Here is a 16,929-nt window from a genome sequence, read left to right on the forward strand (position 1 = left end):
GAATTGGTTACAGGCAGGTCACGTATAGGCGAATTCGGGCCCTTCCAGATCGATTGCCGGAATTTCCTCAGCCTCGCGCCAGTAATCCTGTGTGTGGCGCCATTCGGGCCGGTCGCCCAGCCGTTTGGGTAACTTGTCCATATCCCGGACCAGATAACCCGGATTGAAATTGTCATCTTCGATCCACGGCTTGAGCGGTTCGTTGACGCCATCGCGTGGCAGCGCGATTTCAACCTTGTCGACACCCGTTTCCTGCATGTGCTGCAGCAAACGGCACACGAAATCGCCCAGCAGATCGACGCGCAAGGTCCAGGCTGCACGAAAATAGCCGAACACCCAGACGAGATTGGGCACGCCCGCAAACATCATCCCGCGATAGGTGGCGGTGGAGGACCAGTCGACCGCCTTCCCATCGACGACAAATTCGATGCCACCCATGACCAGCAGATTGAACCCGGTGGCCGCCACCACGAGATCCGCCTTGAGATCCGCGCCCGATTCCAGATGAATGCCATCGGCCGTAAAATGATCGATGCGGTCCGTAACGGCCGAGACTTTCCCTTCCTTCATTTTCACGAACATGTCGCCATCGGGAACGAACGCCAGCCGTTGCTGCCAAGGCCGGTATTTCGGGGTGAAGTGCGGTGCGAACTCGAAGTCGTCACCGGCATAAAGTCGCACCAGCGCTTTCAACTCCTCGAACACCACATCGGGTTCCTCGCGCGAGCGGTGATCCAGGGCCTGCAGATTGTGCAGGTAATCGAGCCGGGCACAGCGGTGGATCGTATCTTCGTCCACGCCGATCAGACGCAGGCGGTCCACCAGATCGCTGCGGTTCGGGTAACAGAAGAAATAGGTCGGTGAACGTTGCAGCATGGTAACATGCGCAGCATCGTCGGCCATGGCGGGGATAACCGTTGCCGCTGTCGCACCCGACCCGATCACAACCACCTGCTTGCCCTTGTAATCCACCTTGTCGTGCCATTTTTGCGCGTGGATCAGTTCGCCCTGAAAATTCTCAATACCGGGCCATTGCGGCAGGTAGGGATTATCGTGGTCGTAATAGCCCTGACACATCCACAGGAAGTTGCAGCGGTAGGTCTTGCCCGGTTCGCCGTCCGCACCGGTCGTTTCCACGGTCCACCGGTTATCGCTGCTGGACCACGAACAGCGCCTGATTTTCGTGCTGTAGCGAATGGCCCTGTCCAGCCCGTTTTCATGAATGACATCATCCAGATACTTGCGAATTTCTTGTGCGGTGGCGATGGGCGGCCCGACCCAGGGCTTGAAGCGATACCCGAACGTGTAGAGATCGGAATCCGACCGAACCCCCGGATACTTGTGTGTCCGCCAGGTTCCGCCGAACTGCGATTGCGCTTCCAGGACAACAAAGCTCTTGCCCGGACATTGCGTCTTCAGGTGATACGCGCTGCCGATGCCGGAAATTCCCGCCCCGATGATCAGGACGTCGAATTCCTCATACGCACCCGTGTTATCCTGCCTTTGTTGCTCCAGGACTTCGCTCACTTCCGACTCCTCTGCCGTCCTTATAGTGTTCCGGTGCGGAAAAAGGATTTCTGCACCAGCTTGCGCCAATCTGCCGACCCGCAAGCCGTATCTCCACATCTTACCCCGCCAAGAATCTGCCTCTTCCGGCCAGCAGCACCGCGCGAGCGAGCGCGGGTTCCGCCCGGTGCCAACCGCAATCCATATTTTGACAATACTGGTAGAACACCGTAATTAATCGGGAAACGGGAACGGCTATGCCGCGCGCTGCGCCAGGACAACAAAGGCGTGGGACGCGCGCCCGTCACGAGAGGATCAACCGCATGAAGGCCATTGTATGAAGCCCATAAGTCTGGATTGCCTGACACTGCCCGATGCAACTCCGGTCGAGCTGATCGAATATGCGGCGCGAACGGGATATGGTTCGATCAGCCTCTGGGTCCAGCCACCGGCGCTGTTCCCGCCAATGCTCGCCACCCCTGCCATGGCGCGCGATATTGCCAGTGCGCTTGCGGCCAATGGTATTGCGCTCGGCAATCTTGAAGTCTTCAATATCAACAGCGACCACCCCGTCAGCGCGTTCGAGGATACGCTGGCATTCGGTGCTGCGCTCGGCGCGCAATCGGCCACGGCTATCAATTTCGGCCCGCACAGATCAGACATTGCAGAGCGGCTTGCCGCTTTTCACAAACTCTGCGCGCGGCTCGGCATGGCGACCTATGTCGAGCCCATTTCGATGGGCGCGACACGGACACTGGCCGATGGTGTGGCGCTGATCGACGCCGCCGGGGTCGATGCCCGGTTGGTGCTGGATTGCCTCCATCTGATCCGCACCGGCGGTTCACCGGAAAGCATCGCGGCGATTGCCCCTGCCACTATCGGATATGTGCAGCTTTGCGACGGGCTGCTTGCCATTGCCGAGGATGAAATCGGCGTCGAAGCAACCGCCAATCGCCTCTATCCCTGCGAAGGCGAATTCCCGCTGGCCGAAATTCTGCGGGCGGTGCCAGCCGACGTACAACTGGGCGTGGAAGTGCCCAGTCTGGACCGGCAGGAACAGGGGCAACCGCCCCTGCAACGGGCAAAGGAAGCCATGGCTGCCACGCGGGACCTTCTCAAACGCGTGGAATCTGGGCTGTGACCGGGTTCCAGATCAACGGACACGTCGGTGTCGTCACGGGCGGATGCAGCGGGATCGGCCGCGCCATCGCCGAAACATTGATCGGGGAAGGCGCGCAAGTCGTGGTCTTCGACCTTTCCCCTGACGATGCCCCCACGGGGACAGCACTGGCGCTGAACGTGGATGTTTCCGACGAACAGGCCGTGGCCAGGGCTTTCGCCACGATCGAAGACCGGTTTGGGGACCTCGATTTTGCCGTGAACAATGCCGGAATCGATATCGAGACCGAACCATCGGAAGAATGGCTGGCCGGCCCGCTGGACCGGACGATCGATGTCGATCTCAAGGGTGTCTATCACTGCATGCGGCACGCGATTGCCCTGATGCGCCCCCGGAAAAGCGGCGCGATCGTCAATATCGGATCGGTGGCCGCGCTGGTCGGCACGGCGACCCGGCCGGTCTATGCCGCCAGCAAACACGCCGTGACCGGATTGACCCGCACAGCGGCGATCCAGTTCGGCGAAGACAACATCCGCACCAATATCGTCTGTCCGGGCGGCACCCGTACCGATCTTCTGGAAAAGGTCATGACCGACAATCCGGTGCTGCGCGATCACATTGTCGCCAGTTGCCCGATGCGGCGGCTGGCCGAACCGTCGGAAATCGCCGACGCCGTATTGTGGCTGGTGTCGCCGCGATCATCCTTCGTCAATGGCGCGGTGATCTCTGTCGACGGGGGTATACGGCAGGCTGACCGGCCTGCCGTGCGCCATCTCAGCGCCACACCGCTTCGGGCGGCAGGCTCATCAAAATGGCATCAATGTTCCCGCCCGTCTTGAGCCCGAACAGGGTGCCACGATCATAAACCAGATTGAATTCCGCATAGCGGCCGCGCCATTCCAGCTGGCGCTGCTTATCTTCAGCGGTGAACGCATGGCCCATGCGCCGACGCACGAGCTGCGGGAAAATGGTCAGGAAGGCGGAACCGACATCGCGCGTGAAGGCAAAATGGCGTTCCCACGCGGCGTGATCGGCGCATTCGAGATGATCGTAGAATATCCCGCCTACGCCGCGATGCACATTACGATGGGGAATGAAAAAATAGTCGTCGGCCCATTGTTTGTAGCGCGGATAGTATTCGGGATCATGGGCATCGCAAGCCTGCTGGAAAGCCGCATGAAAATCGCCCGTATCCTCGTCATAGGGGATCGGCGGGTTGAGATCGGCGCCCCCCCCGAACCATGCCTTGCTGGTGGTCAGGAAACGCGTGTTCATATGCACAGCGGGCACATGCGGATTGGCCATGTGCGCCACCAGACTGATACCGGTGGCGGTAAAGCCGGGATTTTCCGCACCGGCGCCATGGATCGTTCGGGCGAATTCCGGCGCGAAATCCCCGCGCACGGTTGAGACATTGACACCAACCTTCTCGAAGACCTTGCCCTTCATCACCCCGCGGACACCGCCGCCGCCTTCCGAGGCATCGTCCGTTTCCCGATCCCACGGCGTATATTCGAATGCGGCATCGCTGCCTGCCTCGCGCTCGATCGCTTCGAATGCAGCGCAGATATCGTCGCGTAGGCTTTCGAACCATTGCTTGGCTTGGGCGGTTTGGGCTGTCCAGTCAGTCATGGATACGGCCTTGCCAAGTTGCACGGCTTACGGCAAGCACAAGCGATGGTTCCCCTTTCGTTCGTTGGTGAAGATTGGTGGCTGACGCGTTCGGGCGCATTATTTCGCCCCCGTGCGTCCGCGCTGCTGGTTGCGGATCTGCACCTTGAAAAGGCGAGCTTCTTTGCCACATATGGACAGATGCTGCCGCCCTATGACAGCCGCGAAACATTGGGGCGGTTGGCGGATGCCATTCGCGAAACGGGCGCCATTCGGGTCTTTTGCCTGGGCGACAGTTTCCACGATGACGAGGGATTCGCCCGGATGGAACCCCATGCCGCTGGCATGCTGGAAGCGCTCACCCGGGCGACCGACTGGGTCTGGATAACCGGCAATCACGATGCCCACGGCGCGCCCGCCGGGATTGGCAGCGTGGTGGAGGAAGCCGAAGATGCCGGCATTGTCCTGCGGCATCGTGCAACACCAGGGGAAACCCGTCCTGAACTGTCGGGCCATTTCCATCCCCGCCTGCGGGTGCGCATACGCGAACGCAACATTCGCCGCCCCTGCGCGGTGATCGCCCATGGGGCAGATGGCCCGAACCGCATGATCCTGCCCGCCTTCGGCGCCTTGACGGGCGGCATGGACGCTGGCGATCCGGCGATTGTATCCGCGATGCAGCCTGCCCGTTCGATCGACGCGGTTCTGCCCGCGCGGGGCCAGCTGGCCAGATTTCCACTGTGGCGCGCAACAAACTGATCAATACGGCCGGAAAGCTGTAAGCGACCCCCTTTCACTGGCGCACGAATCTCTTTAAGAGGCGCCAGCAAAGTAACACCCAAGGAGAACCTGCTATACCTCGTCCACCCCGGCGCATGATGGCGCCGCCCGTCAAGAGCGGGCCCCGCTTCGACCATATGATCCAGTCCGATAAAGTCCGCGTCATTGACGAAAGCGGCGAAAATATCGGCGTGATGTACACGCGCGAAGCGATTGAACAGGCGGCCGATGTCGGCCTCAATCTGGTTGAGGTTTCGCCCAATGCGGATCCGCCGGTGTGCAAGTTCCTCGACGTTGGCAAATATCGCTACGAAGCGCAGAAAAAGGCCAATGCCGCACGCAAGACGCAGAAGACCCAGGACATCAAAGAGGTCAAGATGCGCCCCAATATCGACACGCACGATTATGACGTGAAGATGCGCAATGTGTACCGCTTCATCGAAGATGGCGACAAGGTGAAGGTAACCCTGCGCTTCCGCGGTCGTGAAATGAGCCACCAGCAACTGGGCATGGATTTGCTGCGCCGGGTTCAGGATGATGTGGCCGAAGTCGCCAAGGTCGAAGCGTACCCGCGACTCGAGGGACGCCAGATGTTGATGGTCCTGGCGCCGAAGTAACCGGCGCCTGACCGGCCGACCCCGCAAAGGGGCGGCCACCGGGGGGAGAGGGGGACGCGCGCATGTCTGCACGCCGGATCGGCTTCTGGCTTGGGCTGGCCGGATTTCTCGCGACTGTTCTGTTTCCCGCACCCGGCGCCATGCCTGCACAGGCATGGTCGGTCGCAGGGCTGGTCATCCTGATGGCCGCATGGTGGATGACAGAAGCGATCCCCCTGACCGCCACCGCCATCCTGCCGTTCATTCTCCTGCCGCTGTTGGGCGTGGCGGATGCCAACAAGACCGCAGCGGCGTACTATTCCCCGATCATGTTCCTGTTCGTGGGCGGTGCATTTCTGGCGCTGGCGATTGAACGGACCGGATTGCACCGGCGTCTGGCGCTGGCGATCCTGCGCCGGGCCAGCGGCAGCCCGCGCCAGCTTCTGTTTGCGGTGATGATGGCAACCGCGCTTATCTCCACCGTCATTTCCAACACATCGACCGCGTTTATCATGATGCCCATGGCGCTTGCCATGTTGGCCTCGGGCGGGGTCGAGGAAGGTCGCACCACCGGCATGGCGGGTGCCCTGCCCATGGGTGTCGCTTTCGCCGCCACGATCGGCGGCTATGGCACCATGGTTGGCACACCCACCAATGCCATCGCCGCCGGCTTGCTGGAACAGACATTGGGGATGGAAATCGGGTTCGCCGAATGGAGCATGTATGGCATGCCCGTCGTCCTGATCGGCGTGCCATTGGCGGGGTGGATCATCGCCCGTATCCAGAAACTGGACGACGACGATTTCGATCCGGTCGCCGCACGCGAGGCAATCGCCCATGCGCCCGCCTGGACTGTCCCGGAAAAACGCCTGGCCGCGCTGTTCGCGCTGACCGTTCTGGCCTGGCTGCTGCAACCACTGCTGGAAACCGTCTTGCCCAAAGGCAGCCTGACGGACGGCACGATTGCAGCGATTGCGGGCCTTTTGCTGTTCATGCTGCCCGATGGCACCGGGCGGCCCATGCTGCTCTGGCCGGAAGCAAACCGCGCGCCGTGGGATGTCGTCCTGATGTTCGGCGGCGGTCTGGCGCTGGCCATGGGCATGAGCCAATCCGGCCTTGCCGACTGGTTCGGTCAGATGCTGCTGCCGCTGTCAGGCATCCCGCTGGTCTTGCTTGCGATCATCATTGTCGGGTTTGTCGTGGTGGTCACCGAATTCGCCAGCAATATCGCCGCTGCCAGCGCGATCATGCCAGTGGTGGGCGCGCTGGTCGTTGCGCTGGGTGCCGATCCGGTGCTTCTGGCGCTTCCCGCTGCGTTCGCGGCAAGCTGGGGCTTCATGCTGCCTTCAGGCACCGGCCCCAATGCCATTGCCTGGGGCACCCGTCATGTGGCCCTGCCCCGCGTGTTGAAGGCCGGGCTTCTGCTCGACCTGTCAGGCATTCTGCTGATCGTGGGCGTGATCTGGGGCGTTGCCGCCATTGCAGGCTAGATCGCCGCGCAACCGCGTCGTTTTCATAGGCACGCCTGGGAACAAATGCCCTTCACAAACGCTGGGGCCGTGACGGGCAGACGCCGATTACCTGTTGGATATTCTCTTATCAAATAGGGTTTGTGTATTGTCTTGCGTGTGTATCGTCCCCGTCAGCCCAGCTTCGCGGCGCTATCATGCGAGGCAGGAGAAACTGTGCATGAGCGAAGAGTTCAAAGCGGCGCTGACCAAAGTCCCGGCTGTGACACTGGGCTTCTGGATCATCAAAATTCTGGCCACCACATTTGGCGAAACGGCAGGCGACAGCGTGTCGATGTCCTGGCTGGGGGAAACCACCGCCAGTGCGCCGACATCCTTCTGGCAAGGCGGTTATCTGATCGGGACAGCGATATTCGGCAGCGTTCTGGCGATACTGGTGTTCCTGCAAATCCGCGCCACGCGTTTCAATCCCTGGCTTTACTGGGCCACGATCATTGCCTCGACAACGGCGGGCACGACCATGGCCGATTTCGCCACCCGTTCGCTGGGCATCGGCTATCCGGGTGGATCGATCCTGCTGCTGGGGGCCGTGCTGCTGTCGTTGTTCGTCTGGCATCGCGCGCTGGGCACGATTTCGATCAGTTCCGTGCATGAACCCCGGGCCGAACTCTATTACTGGCTGACCATCACTTTCTCGCAGACGCTTGGCACCGCGCTGGGCGACTGGGTCGCGGACGGGCCACTCGGCTATCTGGGGTCGGCGGTGATTTTCGGAAGCGTGCTGGCCCTGCTCGCACTCGCCTACTATCGCACCCGTATCAGCCATGTGCTGTTGTTCTGGGCAGCCTTCATCCTGACTCGGCCGCTGGGGGCAGTTGTGGGCGACTTTCTCGACAAGCCCCTGGCCAAAGGCGGCCTTGAACTCAGTCGAGTAGGCGCATCTCTGGTGCTGGGCATCGCGATTATCGGCCTGATCCTGATCACCCGGCAAAAAGCCGCGCCCACGCAGCCGGAACAAGCGGCCTGACTGTGGCCAGAAGGCGGGTCCACACTTTCCGCTTTGCCGGATGGCTTGTGCTATGCACGCCGGCCCCCCTCTGGGCCGGGCCACCATTCATGACCGACGATCCGGAACCGACCGATACGGGGCATTGGGAAATCTACGCGCCACTGATCGAAGCGTCAGGCCAAGGGAAAAACGTCGAAGGCTCTGTCGCCGCTGAAATCAATTATGGTGCGGCGCCGGACGTGCAGATCACAATAGGCCTGCCGATGGCCTACACCCATGACAGCGCGGGAATGCAATGGGGGGCAGGCGATGCCGCCGTTTCGGTGAAATACCGCTTCTTTCATGACGAGGATGCCGGGCTTTCCATCGCAGCCTTTCCCGGTATCACTCTGCCAACGGGCACCAACGGGATGGGAAGCGGCAAGGTGACGGCGCTTCTGCCCTTGTGGGGCCAGAAGGATTTCGGGCCATGGTCGCTGTTCGGCGGCGGCGGCTATGCCATCAATCCGGGCCACGACAATCGCAACTACTGGACAGGGGGCATCGCCCTGTCCCGTCAGATGACACCCCGGTTGCTGATCGGGATCGAGGCGAGCCGACAAGGTGCGGATAAAGTCGGCGGCAGCGGATCAACCAGTCTTGGCATAGGGCTGATTTATAATGTGAAAGGGCCGTTCCGCCTGCTTCTGTCGGGCGGCCCCACATTTGACGATGCCGGTGGCGCGGCAAGCTTTCACACCTTTATGGCGCTCGGCATGGATTTTTAAGCCATGCCGGGCGATCTCGCAGGCGGTTTGCAGCGACAGCGCACCGCTCAATAGGCGGCCAGATCCTCCCCGAATTCGACCGGGCCAGCGTAATGCTTGCGAATGGCTGCAAGGATAGCGGTTCGGTCAAATGTTTCTGTGCCCGGCGGGGTGGCGAAATGCGTCAGCACCACTTTCCTGACCCGCGCGTTTGCCGCCATCCGCCCCACGTTTTCCGGCGTGAGGTGTTCATCGATCATATGATCGATAAGCGGTTGCTGATCGATGCCGGTCGCGGTCTGGCGTTTGCGCAGGCTGGCAATCAAAGCGTCGATGTCGATGATCTCGCTGACGAGAACGTCGGCATCGCGCGCCAGTTTCTCCACGGCGCTGCTGGGGCCGGTATCGCCGGTGAACACGTTCGAACGTGTCGGCGTGTTGAACCGGTACGAATAGGACCGGTCCATACCATGGTCGGTTGGCGTCATATGCATGGTGCCATAATGGGAATTCTCGACCGCCAGCACCTGCACCATGTCATCCCGGTAAACCGTGCGCGGCGTGGTGACATCCCAGTCTTCACCGGAGAATACCGTCCGCATCGCGGGCAGATCGGGCAACTGCGGGCGAAAAATCGCCTCTCCGCTTGCCAATGCCTGCAGGGTGCGATCGACCAGTTGCTGCGTACCCGGTGGCCCGTAAAAACGAACAGGCTCCTTGCGCCTGTCCTGCCAGTCGAGCGCGATGAACCCCATGGTGCCTGCGGTATGATCGAAATGGAGATGCGTGAGGAACACGGCATCGACCCTGTTCAGCTTCACCCCTGCGCGCACCAGTTGGCGCGGCGTGCCATCGCCCAGATCGATGATATAGGTCTTGCCACCGACCTGCAGCAGATTGGCCGGCTGCGAGCGGGTTTCCCGCACAATCGGACCGCCGCCCGTTCCCAGCAGCACCAGACGTTCGCTGACCCCGTCTTCTGATTTCCGCGCCGCTGTGGGGGCATCCTGCGCCACCAGCGGCGTCTGGGGCACAAGCGCCGCGCCCGCCGCGAGCAAGGCCATAAGCATGGTTCGTTTGCAGGGCATGATGATGATTCCTCTCCGTTTTATGGGAGGATTCCAGCATCGGGCAATTATGTCAATCTACTTGTCATTATTCCGCCCGGACAGATAGGCTAGCCGCGCCACTCCCGGCGTTCTTCCGCCTGGCGCAGGACATCGTAGGCCAATTGCAGTTTGAGGAATTCCTGCGCCGCCTGTTCGTCGCCGGGGCGAACATCGGGATGGACTTCCTTGGCCTTGTTCCGCCACGCCTTCTTTATCGCGTCGAAATCGGCGTCAGCCTCAAGCCCAAGAACCTCCAACGCGCGCATTTCGTCCGCGCTGCGGCTGCCATCGCCCGATCCGGTCCAGCCGTAATAGGTGGATTCGGCAAAACCCGAATTGTCGCGCTGTTCGTTTTTCGCGCGTTCCGCAGCCTCCGCCTCGTCCAGTCCGGCGAAGTAGTCCCACTTCGAATTGTATTCGGCCGCATGGTTCTGGCAGAAATACCAGCGATCGGGGCTGTTCGGGGCTTTCGGTGCGGGGCAATTGCCCGCCTCGGTGCAACCGTGCCGGTCGCACAGGCGCACCTGCGCGGCTTCGCTCGTGCTGCCATAGCTACGCCAGCGCGGGAAACCCCAATCATTGGATCGGCGGGGACGGGCCATCAGGAATGCCTCGGATACATCGCACCAGAATAGTAAAGGCCGGCCCGCTATTCCAGCGGATACCGGCCTTCCACAACAAAAAATTTCGACCGATCAGTCGATCGTGATCGTCACCGCGCGGCGGTTTCTGGACCAGGCGGATTCATCCGAACCCAGTGCCTCGGGCCGTTCCTTACCATAGGAAACGGTCGACAGACGGCTCGCGTCCACACCCAGGCTCACCAGATAGTTCTTGGCCGCATTGGCCCGGCGTTCACCCAGCGCGAGGTTGTAGTCCCGCGTTCCGCGTTCGTCGGAATGGCCTTCGATCGTGGCGCGCTTGTTGGGGTACTGCTGCATCCATTGCGCCTGCGCCTGCAAGGCCGCGATATCGGCGGAATCGATGTTGTAGCGATCGGTGTCGAAATAGATCACCTGACGGCCGCTCATCTGCGCCAGAAAATCGGCCTGGCTCCCGGGGATCGGGCCGGCGGAATCCGGCGGCGGGGTCGAACCCGCGGGCTGTGGGGGCAGCGTGTCGGGAGCCTTGCTCTGACATGCCGCCAGCGCCATGGCGCTCGCAACAACGACAGTGGTGGCAAGTTTCCTTCTCATGCTCTTTTCTCCTTGATAATTACCGCTGTTCACTCAGTTCGTTCGCCCCAACGCCCTCAAAACATCCTTACGGTAAAACCGGTCCCCACGCGGGGTCCGACGCATCCACCGGTGTCGGCAGACGGCGCAGATTACGCCCCGTCAGATCGACCTGCCACAGCGATGCACGCCCGGAACCCCGTTCCGTGCGGAAAAACTGGATAATACGGCCATTCGGCGACCAGGTCGGCGCCTCGTCCTGCCAACTGTCGGTCAGATGCCGCAGATTGCCGCCGCTCGGGCTGATCAGGCCGACACGGAAATTGCCTGCGATATGCGTGAACGCGATCTGGTCGCCGCGCGGGCTCCATTCCGGCGTCGCCGCACGGCCGCCGAAGAAGCTGATCCGGCGCTGGTTCGTACCATCCGCGTTCATCACATAGAGCTGCTGGCTGCCCGAACGATCGCTTTCAAACACGATCTGGCTGCCATCGGGTGAATAGCTGCCACCGACATCGATGCCTGGCGCATCGGTCAGGCGCTTGCTCTGCCCGCCTTGCGCCGACACGGAATAGATGTCGGTGTTGCCGTTGACCGCCATCGAATAGAGAATGGTCCGGCCATCGGGCGACCAGCGCGGGGCAAAGGTCGGGTTGGTGCTCTGCGTCACCAGCCGCTGCGTCCCTGCCACCAGATCGTAAACGTAAATCCGCGGATTGCCGTTGAGATAGCTGAGATAGACGATCGATTTGTAATCGGGCGAATACCGCGGGGTGAGCGCCGTGGCCTTGCCCGTGGTGATGAACCGGTGGTTCGCCCCATCCGAATCCATAATCGCCAGTTGCTTGGTCCGGTTACCCTTCGGCCCGGTTTCGGCGATATAGGCGATCTTGCTGTCGAAGAACGGATTTTCGCCCGAAAGACGCGAATAGACGAGATCGGCGCATTTGTGCGCGCCGCGCCGCCAGTCCGACGGTGCCAGCCGCCAGTCCTTGTTCACCAGTTCCTGCCGCAGGTTCACGTCATAGAGATGGCAGCTCACCGTGATATTGCCATCGGCTTCGGCGTTGACATGCCCCTGGACCAGCATTTCCGCGCTGCGCCCGGACCATGTGCCCCAGTTCGGCGCGGGAATTTCGGGATAAGTCGGGCGCGGCAGAGCATCCGGCCCCACCGGCATGAACAACCCGTTGTTGCGCAGATCGGCCGTGATAACCCGGGCCACTTCCACACCCAGCGCGCCGGTGCCCTGGGCATTGGCCGGGGTGGGCTTGTTGGCATCCGTTGCGAAAGCGGGGATCGCAATGCCCAGATCCTGCCATTCCTTTTCGTCCGTGACGCTGCCGGTCAGCCCTTCTTCGGCAGGCGTGGCCGGAATGGTCGGTGCGTTCTGCGCGGAGGCGGGAACGGTGATGGCAAAAGCGATGCAAGCAATTAGTTTTTTCACTGTCACATCTTTCTGTCGAAACGGAATGCAGTCACACGCTTCCAAGCATTGTAATATTCAGGTGGCAAGTCAAAGGGCGCCGCCAATTGCACGGCACGGATCGCCAGCTCCTTGTGACGGCTGGCCTGCGCGCGATTGGCATCGGTGACGCCGCTTTGACTGACAACGCGCGGCGCCCCGGCAAGGGTCCCGTCGCGGTTGAGATCGAAAGCCAGCACCGTCACCAGCAATTCCGCATCGGCCCCCTGCGGGCTGGACCAGTGCGGCTTGAGCTGCCGGGAAATCGCCTGATTGAGCGATGCCTTGGCCTGCGCCCCGATCTGTGACGCCGGAACCGCCGCATCGGCCTTGGCATCGCCAAAGTTCGCGCCCTTGAGGAAATCGTCACCCAGCTTGCTGCCCCCGCCCGGCTTCGCAGCAGCGGGCTTGGCCGGTGCTGGCTTGGCCGGTGCTGGTTTCGCCGGAGCCGGTTTCGCCGCCGGTTTGGCCGGCTGCGGCTGCGGCTTGGCCGGGGCCGGTTTCGCAACCGGCTTGGGCACGGGTTTCGGACTGGGCTTTGGCGTGGGTTTTGGCGGTGCGGGCTGGGGCGGCGTGGGCTTGGACGGTACAGGCTTTGGTGGTGCGGGCTGGGGCACTTCGCGCGGTTCCGGTTGCGGCGCCGGGGTGGGTTCTGACGGCGCAGGCGGGGCAATCTCTTCCGAAATCGTCGGGGCCACTGCGGCTTGCGTCTTTTGTGCGACCACGGGGCCAGTGGAGGTCAGCCCGACATCTTCCACAAGGCTGACCGTCATCCGCTCCGGCGTTTTCAGCTGTCGCGCGGGCTCTGGCTGCAGCAGCAGCATGGCGACCAGCGCCACGTGCAGCACCACGGCCACGGCAAGGCCGGTGCGTTCTTCAGGACGGATCACTGCCGAAGCCATAACCCTGCCTATGGGGCGGTTTCTGAACTGTTGGTGACCAGCGAGATCGCATTGAGACCCGCACGATTCAGCTCACCCATGACCGACATGACCCGGCCATAATCCAGCGCACGATCCGCCCGCAGCGTAATCAGCGGCGGTTCACCCGACGCCTGGCGCGGGAGCGCAGCAAGCCGGTCAGGCAAAGTGCCGGGGGCAACCGGATCGTCATCGATATAGATCCCGCCATCGGCGGCGATCGAGATCGTGATCTGATCGGGTTCCTGTTCCATCGCGCTGGCCCGGCTGTCGGGCAGATCCACCGGCACGGCCGAGGTCAGCAGCGGCGCAGTGACCATGAAGATGATCAGCAGGACGAGCATCACGTCCACCAGCGGGGTGACGTTGATTTCGGCCATCGGGGCACGGCGCGAACCGCCGCGCCGCCCGCGCCTGCCTGAGGCGCTGAGACCCATCGCCATCAGTCGGCGTCCATCTGGCGGCTAAGCTGCGCGTGAACCTTGTCGGCAAGACGCTGCAACCGGGCTTCAAACACGTTCACCTGCTGCGAAAAACGGTTGTAGGCAATCACGGCGGGAATGGCGGCAAACAGGCCGATCGCGGTGGCGAACAGCGCCTCCGAAATACCCGGTGCGACCACGGCCAGCGAGGAATTCTGCTGCTGCCCGATCTGGAAGAAGCTGTTCATGATCCCCCAGACGGTCCCGAACAGGCCGATAAACGGGGCCACCGAACCGATCGTGGCCAGAAAGTTCAGGCGTTCGGCCAGCGTATCGGCTTCCACGCCGATCTGGCCTTCCATCGCCCCGGCGATGCGCTGGCGCGCACCATCGACATCGTAACCCGCCCCTTTGGTCGACAGCCGCCATTCTTCGAGACCGGCGGCGACAACGCGCCCTGCCGGGCTTGCGGAACGGGGTTTCTGCTCTTCCACCGGGCGCTCGTCGCTCTGTTCCCACAGATGCGCTTCGTATTCGCTGGACCGCCTGCGGGCTGCCCCGATACGCATCGAGAACGAGATGATGATCATCCACACCCAGATACTGGCCAGCAAAAGACCGGCCATGACAAGCTGGACAACGATATCGGCATCCAGAAACAGTTTTACCGGGTCCAACCGGGTCGGGGCGGCCGCAGCTGCGGCGGCGGACAGGATAGCGAGGTCGGTCATGCTGCTCCTTCGGGGGCAAGAACTGTCTGTAATTTCGCGTGCCATCCGGCAGGATGGCGGGCAGGGCGGCCATCAGGCGCAACGAAGCCGATCCGGATCGCCGCATCCGCCAGAATGGTATCGCCGCACAGGGCCTTTTGTTCCACGCGCCAGCTGGCGGCACGCAGTTCCGTGATCCGCGTGGTGATTTCCACGGCATCGCCCAGCCGCGCAGGGCGCAGGTACCGGATAGCCATCTCGGTCACGGCATAGGCCCCGAGACCGTCGGCCAGCGCGCGCGACTGGTCCAGCCCGAGCTGGCGCAACATCGCCGATCGGCCACGCTCGAACCAGCGCAGGTAATTGGCGTGATAGACCACCCCGCCCGCATCAGTATCGTCGAAGTAGGCGCGCAACAGGACACGATGCGTGCCATCGCGCAAGTGCCCTTCGCACGGCAGAACCTGCGCGGTATCGGGAACAGGCATGGCAAGACCAGTCATTGCACGGGGCCCTTTGGCCGGACATGAGGCGCATATCGCACTCGCTGGTCACCGTATCGCGTCACATTCCCCGCCCTTGCTGCCTGCGTACCTTGCGGTACCCGCAAAGCCCCTGTGGTGGATGAATCCTGACTCTAGCCTTACTGCGAGTCGTCCGGCAAATCGGATGTTGTCAGCATGGCGCAAAAACACCGCATTCAGGCGCAAGCAGACCCCTTATTCGGGGATCATCCGGCCCAGCGGGCGGCCACCGCAGATATGCACGTGCAGATGGGGCACCAGTTGCCCGGAATTGGGGCCGATATTGGCAATCGCGCGGTAACCCGGTTCGACCAGCCCCTTTTCCCGCGCAATCTTGCCCACGGCACGGATAAAACCGGCGATTTCCTCCGCGCTGGCCGTTAGGCTGAAATCGTCCCAGCTGACATAGGGCCCCTTGGGCACGACCAGAATATGTTCGGGCGCCTGCGGATTGATGTCGAGAAAGGCGAAAGCCCATTCATCTTCATAGACCTTGGTACACGGAATCTCGCCGCGCAGGATTTTCGCGAAGATGTTCTGATCGTCGTAAGGCAGTGTGGGATCGACCGGGGTCATGCGTTCCTCGAGGCTTTTTCTGCGATTCCCGACACGCCTTCGCGCCGGTCGAGTTCGGCCAGCACATCGGCCAGCGCGACATCTTTCGCGGCCAGCAGGACCATCAGGTGAAAGATCACGTCGGCCGCTTCGCCCACCAGTTCCTCGCGGCTGCCGCTCAACGCGGCGATGACGGTTTCCACCGCCTCTTCGCCCAGCTTGCGCGCGATGACCGGCAGGCCACGGGCGTTGAGCTGCGCAACATAGCTTTGATCCGGCGCGGCGGCGCGGCGACTGGCGATGGTCTGTTCCAGACGGGCCAGAGTATCGGGCGAACTGCTCATCCCCGATCCATGTATCGCGCGGGCGCGCTGGTCAAGCCGCCTCGCCCGGTGAACCGCCCTGTGGATGATGATGCAGCCCCGATCCGGCCGCAACCGGCACGCGCGTTCAGGCGCGGGCAGGCAGCCCCGCCGCACGCAGCGCCGCGTGCGCTTCGGCAATGGTATAGGTGCCGAAGTGGAAAATGGAGGCGGCGAGAACCGCGCTGGCATGGCCCCTGGTCACGCCTTCGACCAGATGATCGAGCGTACCCACACCGCCGCTGGCAATCACCGGAACGCTCACCAGATCGGCGATCGTGCGGGTCAGGTCGAGATCGTAGCCCGCCTTGGTCCCATCCCCGTCCATCGAGGTGACCAGCAGTTCCCCTGCACCCAGTTTGGCCAGGCGCGCGGCATGTTCCACCGCGTCGATCCCGGTGGGCTTACGCCCGCCATGGGTGAAGATTTCCCAATGCCCCTCCTGCCGCCGGGCATCGACCGATGCGACAATGCACTGACTGCCGAATTTGTCCGCGATTTCAGCGACGACTTCCGGGCGCGATACGGCGGCGGAATTGACCGCGACCTTGTCCGCCCCGGCCAGGAGCAGCGCCCGCGCATCGTCCACACTGCGCACCCCACCCCCCACGGTCAGCGGCATAAAGCAGACTTCCGCCGTGCGCCGCACGATATCGAGCAGGGTCCCGCGCCCTTCATGGCTGGCAGAAATATCGAGGAAACACAGTTCGTCCGCCCCGGCGGCGTCATAGGCACGCGCCTGTTCCACCGGATCGCCCGCATCCTTCAGATCGACGAAGTTGACCCCTTTGACCACACGGCCATCGGCAACGTCGAGACAGGGAATGACACGGACGCGGACAGTCATGGG

At 62.3% G+C, this 16,929-nt stretch carries 20 protein-coding genes; 7 read left to right on the top strand and 13 right to left on the bottom strand.

Annotation, left to right across the window (positions count from 1 at the left end; all coding sequences use genetic code 11):
- Positions 1-18 precede the first annotated feature (18 nt).
- The gene (locus EGO55_RS07065; RefSeq protein ID WP_021691495.1) at positions 19-1,527 is read right to left on the bottom strand and encodes a flavin-containing monooxygenase; all 1,509 of its coding nucleotides are present in this window, start codon (positions 1,525-1,527) and stop codon (positions 19-21) included.
- A 316-nt stretch (positions 1,528-1,843) separates the two neighbouring features.
- Between EGO55_RS07065 and EGO55_RS07070 the strand changes: the two genes are divergently transcribed.
- Positions 1,844-2,647 (top strand): sugar phosphate isomerase/epimerase family protein, encoded by an 804-nt coding sequence (locus EGO55_RS07070; RefSeq protein WP_021691494.1) that lies wholly within the window; start codon positions 1,844-1,846, stop codon positions 2,645-2,647.
- Positions 2,644-3,465, top strand: a complete 822-nt coding sequence (locus EGO55_RS07075) for an SDR family NAD(P)-dependent oxidoreductase (protein WP_161566034.1) — start codon at positions 2,644-2,646, stop codon at positions 3,463-3,465. Before EGO55_RS07070 ends, EGO55_RS07075 begins: the two co-directional genes overlap by 4 nt.
- On the opposite strand, the gene hemF is transcribed toward EGO55_RS07075, so the two are convergent.
- Positions 3,401-4,258: an oxygen-dependent coproporphyrinogen oxidase gene (gene hemF / locus EGO55_RS07080; protein ID WP_021691492.1), complete on the bottom strand. Its 858-nt coding sequence runs from the start codon at positions 4,256-4,258 to the stop codon at positions 3,401-3,403. The two genes, EGO55_RS07075 and hemF, sit on opposite strands and share 65 nt — an antisense overlap.
- A 45-nt stretch (positions 4,259-4,303) precedes the next feature.
- Here hemF and pdeM point away from each other — a divergent pair, with 45 nt between their 5' ends.
- The 5 genes from pdeM to EGO55_RS07105 all read left to right on the top strand — a co-directional run bounded on the left by pdeM (position 4,304) and on the right by EGO55_RS07105 (position 8,858).
- Positions 4,304-4,996 (top strand): ligase-associated DNA damage response endonuclease PdeM, encoded by a 693-nt coding sequence (gene pdeM / locus EGO55_RS07085; RefSeq protein ID WP_021691491.1) that lies wholly within the window; start codon positions 4,304-4,306, stop codon positions 4,994-4,996.
- A 116-nt stretch (positions 4,997-5,112) separates the two neighbouring features.
- Positions 5,113-5,634 (top strand): translation initiation factor IF-3, encoded by a 522-nt coding sequence (gene infC, locus EGO55_RS07090; RefSeq protein ID WP_021691490.1) that lies wholly within the window; start codon positions 5,113-5,115, stop codon positions 5,632-5,634.
- Positions 5,635-5,696: 62 nt separating this feature from the next.
- The gene (locus EGO55_RS07095) at positions 5,697-7,103 is read left to right on the top strand and encodes an SLC13 family permease (protein ID WP_021691489.1); all 1,407 of its coding nucleotides are present in this window, start codon (positions 5,697-5,699) and stop codon (positions 7,101-7,103) included.
- 199 nt (positions 7,104-7,302) lie between these two features.
- On the top strand, positions 7,303-8,109 hold the full coding sequence (locus tag EGO55_RS07100) for a COG4705 family protein (protein WP_021691488.1): 807 nt from the start codon (positions 7,303-7,305) through the stop codon (positions 8,107-8,109).
- Between the two features lie 89 nt (positions 8,110-8,198).
- Positions 8,199-8,858, top strand: coding sequence for a transporter (locus tag EGO55_RS07105; RefSeq protein ID WP_021691487.1), 660 nt, complete (start codon positions 8,199-8,201; stop codon positions 8,856-8,858).
- A 47-nt stretch (positions 8,859-8,905) separates the two neighbouring features.
- Here EGO55_RS07105 and EGO55_RS07110 read toward each other — a convergent pair whose 3' ends face one another.
- From EGO55_RS07110 to hisF, 11 genes are all read right to left on the bottom strand, one after another.
- Positions 8,906-9,925 (bottom strand): MBL fold metallo-hydrolase, encoded by a 1,020-nt coding sequence (locus tag EGO55_RS07110; RefSeq protein ID WP_084620332.1) that lies wholly within the window; start codon positions 9,923-9,925, stop codon positions 8,906-8,908.
- 89 nt (positions 9,926-10,014) lie between these two features.
- The gene (locus tag EGO55_RS07115; protein ID WP_021691485.1) at positions 10,015-10,548 is read right to left on the bottom strand and encodes a J domain-containing protein; all 534 of its coding nucleotides are present in this window, start codon (positions 10,546-10,548) and stop codon (positions 10,015-10,017) included.
- A 93-nt stretch (positions 10,549-10,641) separates the two neighbouring features.
- Complete coding sequence (gene pal, locus EGO55_RS07120; protein WP_021691484.1) at positions 10,642-11,142, bottom strand: peptidoglycan-associated lipoprotein Pal; 501 nt, start codon at positions 11,140-11,142, stop codon at positions 10,642-10,644.
- Positions 11,143-11,209: 67 nt separating this feature from the next.
- Positions 11,210-12,568, bottom strand: coding sequence for a Tol-Pal system beta propeller repeat protein TolB (gene tolB / locus EGO55_RS07125; protein ID WP_021691483.1), 1,359 nt, complete (start codon positions 12,566-12,568; stop codon positions 11,210-11,212).
- A gap of 2 nt (positions 12,569-12,570) precedes the next feature.
- Entirely contained in the window at positions 12,571-13,488 is a 918-nt protein-coding gene (locus EGO55_RS07130; RefSeq protein WP_021691482.1) for an energy transducer TonB, read from the bottom strand.
- A gap of 8 nt (positions 13,489-13,496) precedes the next feature.
- The gene (locus tag EGO55_RS07135) at positions 13,497-13,949 is read right to left on the bottom strand and encodes an ExbD/TolR family protein (RefSeq protein WP_021691481.1); all 453 of its coding nucleotides are present in this window, start codon (positions 13,947-13,949) and stop codon (positions 13,497-13,499) included.
- Positions 13,949-14,659 carry a protein TolQ gene (gene tolQ / locus EGO55_RS07140; RefSeq protein WP_021691480.1) on the bottom strand — a complete coding sequence of 237 codons (711 nt, stop codon included), beginning with the start codon at positions 14,657-14,659 and terminating at the stop codon, positions 13,949-13,951. Before tolQ ends, EGO55_RS07135 begins: the two co-directional genes overlap by 1 nt.
- The gene (locus EGO55_RS07145) at positions 14,656-15,141 is read right to left on the bottom strand and encodes a YbgC/FadM family acyl-CoA thioesterase (RefSeq protein WP_021691479.1); all 486 of its coding nucleotides are present in this window, start codon (positions 15,139-15,141) and stop codon (positions 14,656-14,658) included. The genes tolQ and EGO55_RS07145 overlap by 4 nt, the downstream gene beginning before the upstream one ends.
- 216 nt (positions 15,142-15,357) lie before the next feature.
- Entirely contained in the window at positions 15,358-15,738 is a 381-nt protein-coding gene (locus tag EGO55_RS07150; RefSeq protein WP_021691478.1) for a histidine triad nucleotide-binding protein, read from the bottom strand.
- The gene (locus EGO55_RS07155; RefSeq protein WP_021691477.1) at positions 15,735-16,061 is read right to left on the bottom strand and encodes a phosphoribosyl-ATP diphosphatase; all 327 of its coding nucleotides are present in this window, start codon (positions 16,059-16,061) and stop codon (positions 15,735-15,737) included. The genes EGO55_RS07150 and EGO55_RS07155 overlap by 4 nt, the downstream gene beginning before the upstream one ends.
- Before the next feature lie 106 nt (positions 16,062-16,167).
- Positions 16,168-16,926, bottom strand: a complete 759-nt coding sequence (gene hisF, locus EGO55_RS07160) for an imidazole glycerol phosphate synthase subunit HisF (RefSeq protein ID WP_021691476.1) — start codon at positions 16,924-16,926, stop codon at positions 16,168-16,170.
- Positions 16,927-16,929 lie beyond the last annotated feature (3 nt).

This window comes from Caenibius tardaugens NBRC 16725 (assembly GCF_003860345.1).
Lineage (GTDB): Bacteria > Pseudomonadota > Alphaproteobacteria > Sphingomonadales > Sphingomonadaceae > Caenibius > Caenibius tardaugens.

Excerpts from the sequence above, each read along its gene's own strand:
- EGO55_RS07070 (WP_021691494.1), top strand. The coding sequence starts at position 1,844 with ATGAAGCCCATAAGTCTGGATTGCCTGACACTGCCCGATGCAACTCCG.
- pal (WP_021691484.1), bottom strand. The coding sequence starts at position 11,142 with ATGAGAAGGAAACTTGCCACCACTGTCGTTGTTGCGAGCGCCATGGCG.
- EGO55_RS07100 (WP_021691488.1), top strand. The coding sequence starts at position 7,303 with ATGAGCGAAGAGTTCAAAGCGGCGCTGACCAAAGTCCCGGCTGTGACA.
- tolQ (WP_021691480.1), bottom strand. The coding sequence starts at position 14,659 with ATGACCGACCTCGCTATCCTGTCCGCCGCCGCAGCTGCGGCCGCCCCG.
- hisF (WP_021691476.1), bottom strand. The coding sequence starts at position 16,926 with ATGACTGTCCGCGTCCGTGTCATTCCCTGTCTCGACGTTGCCGATGGC.
- EGO55_RS07095 (WP_021691489.1), top strand. The coding sequence starts at position 5,697 with ATGTCTGCACGCCGGATCGGCTTCTGGCTTGGGCTGGCCGGATTTCTC.
- EGO55_RS07115 (WP_021691485.1), bottom strand. The coding sequence starts at position 10,548 with ATGGCCCGTCCCCGCCGATCCAATGATTGGGGTTTCCCGCGCTGGCGT.
- EGO55_RS07150 (WP_021691478.1), bottom strand. The coding sequence starts at position 15,738 with ATGACCCCGGTCGATCCCACACTGCCTTACGACGATCAGAACATCTTC.
- EGO55_RS07105 (WP_021691487.1), top strand. The coding sequence starts at position 8,199 with ATGACCGACGATCCGGAACCGACCGATACGGGGCATTGGGAAATCTAC.
- EGO55_RS07110 (WP_084620332.1), bottom strand. The coding sequence starts at position 9,925 with ATGCCCTGCAAACGAACCATGCTTATGGCCTTGCTCGCGGCGGGCGCG.
- hemF (WP_021691492.1), bottom strand. The coding sequence starts at position 4,258 with ATGACTGACTGGACAGCCCAAACCGCCCAAGCCAAGCAATGGTTCGAA.
- EGO55_RS07135 (WP_021691481.1), bottom strand. The coding sequence starts at position 13,949 with ATGGCGATGGGTCTCAGCGCCTCAGGCAGGCGCGGGCGGCGCGGCGGT.
- pdeM (WP_021691491.1), top strand. The coding sequence starts at position 4,304 with ATGGTTCCCCTTTCGTTCGTTGGTGAAGATTGGTGGCTGACGCGTTCG.
- EGO55_RS07130 (WP_021691482.1), bottom strand. The coding sequence starts at position 13,488 with ATGGCTTCGGCAGTGATCCGTCCTGAAGAACGCACCGGCCTTGCCGTG.
- infC (WP_021691490.1), top strand. The coding sequence starts at position 5,113 with ATGATGGCGCCGCCCGTCAAGAGCGGGCCCCGCTTCGACCATATGATC.
- EGO55_RS07145 (WP_021691479.1), bottom strand. The coding sequence starts at position 15,141 with ATGACTGGTCTTGCCATGCCTGTTCCCGATACCGCGCAGGTTCTGCCG.
- EGO55_RS07155 (WP_021691477.1), bottom strand. The coding sequence starts at position 16,061 with ATGAGCAGTTCGCCCGATACTCTGGCCCGTCTGGAACAGACCATCGCC.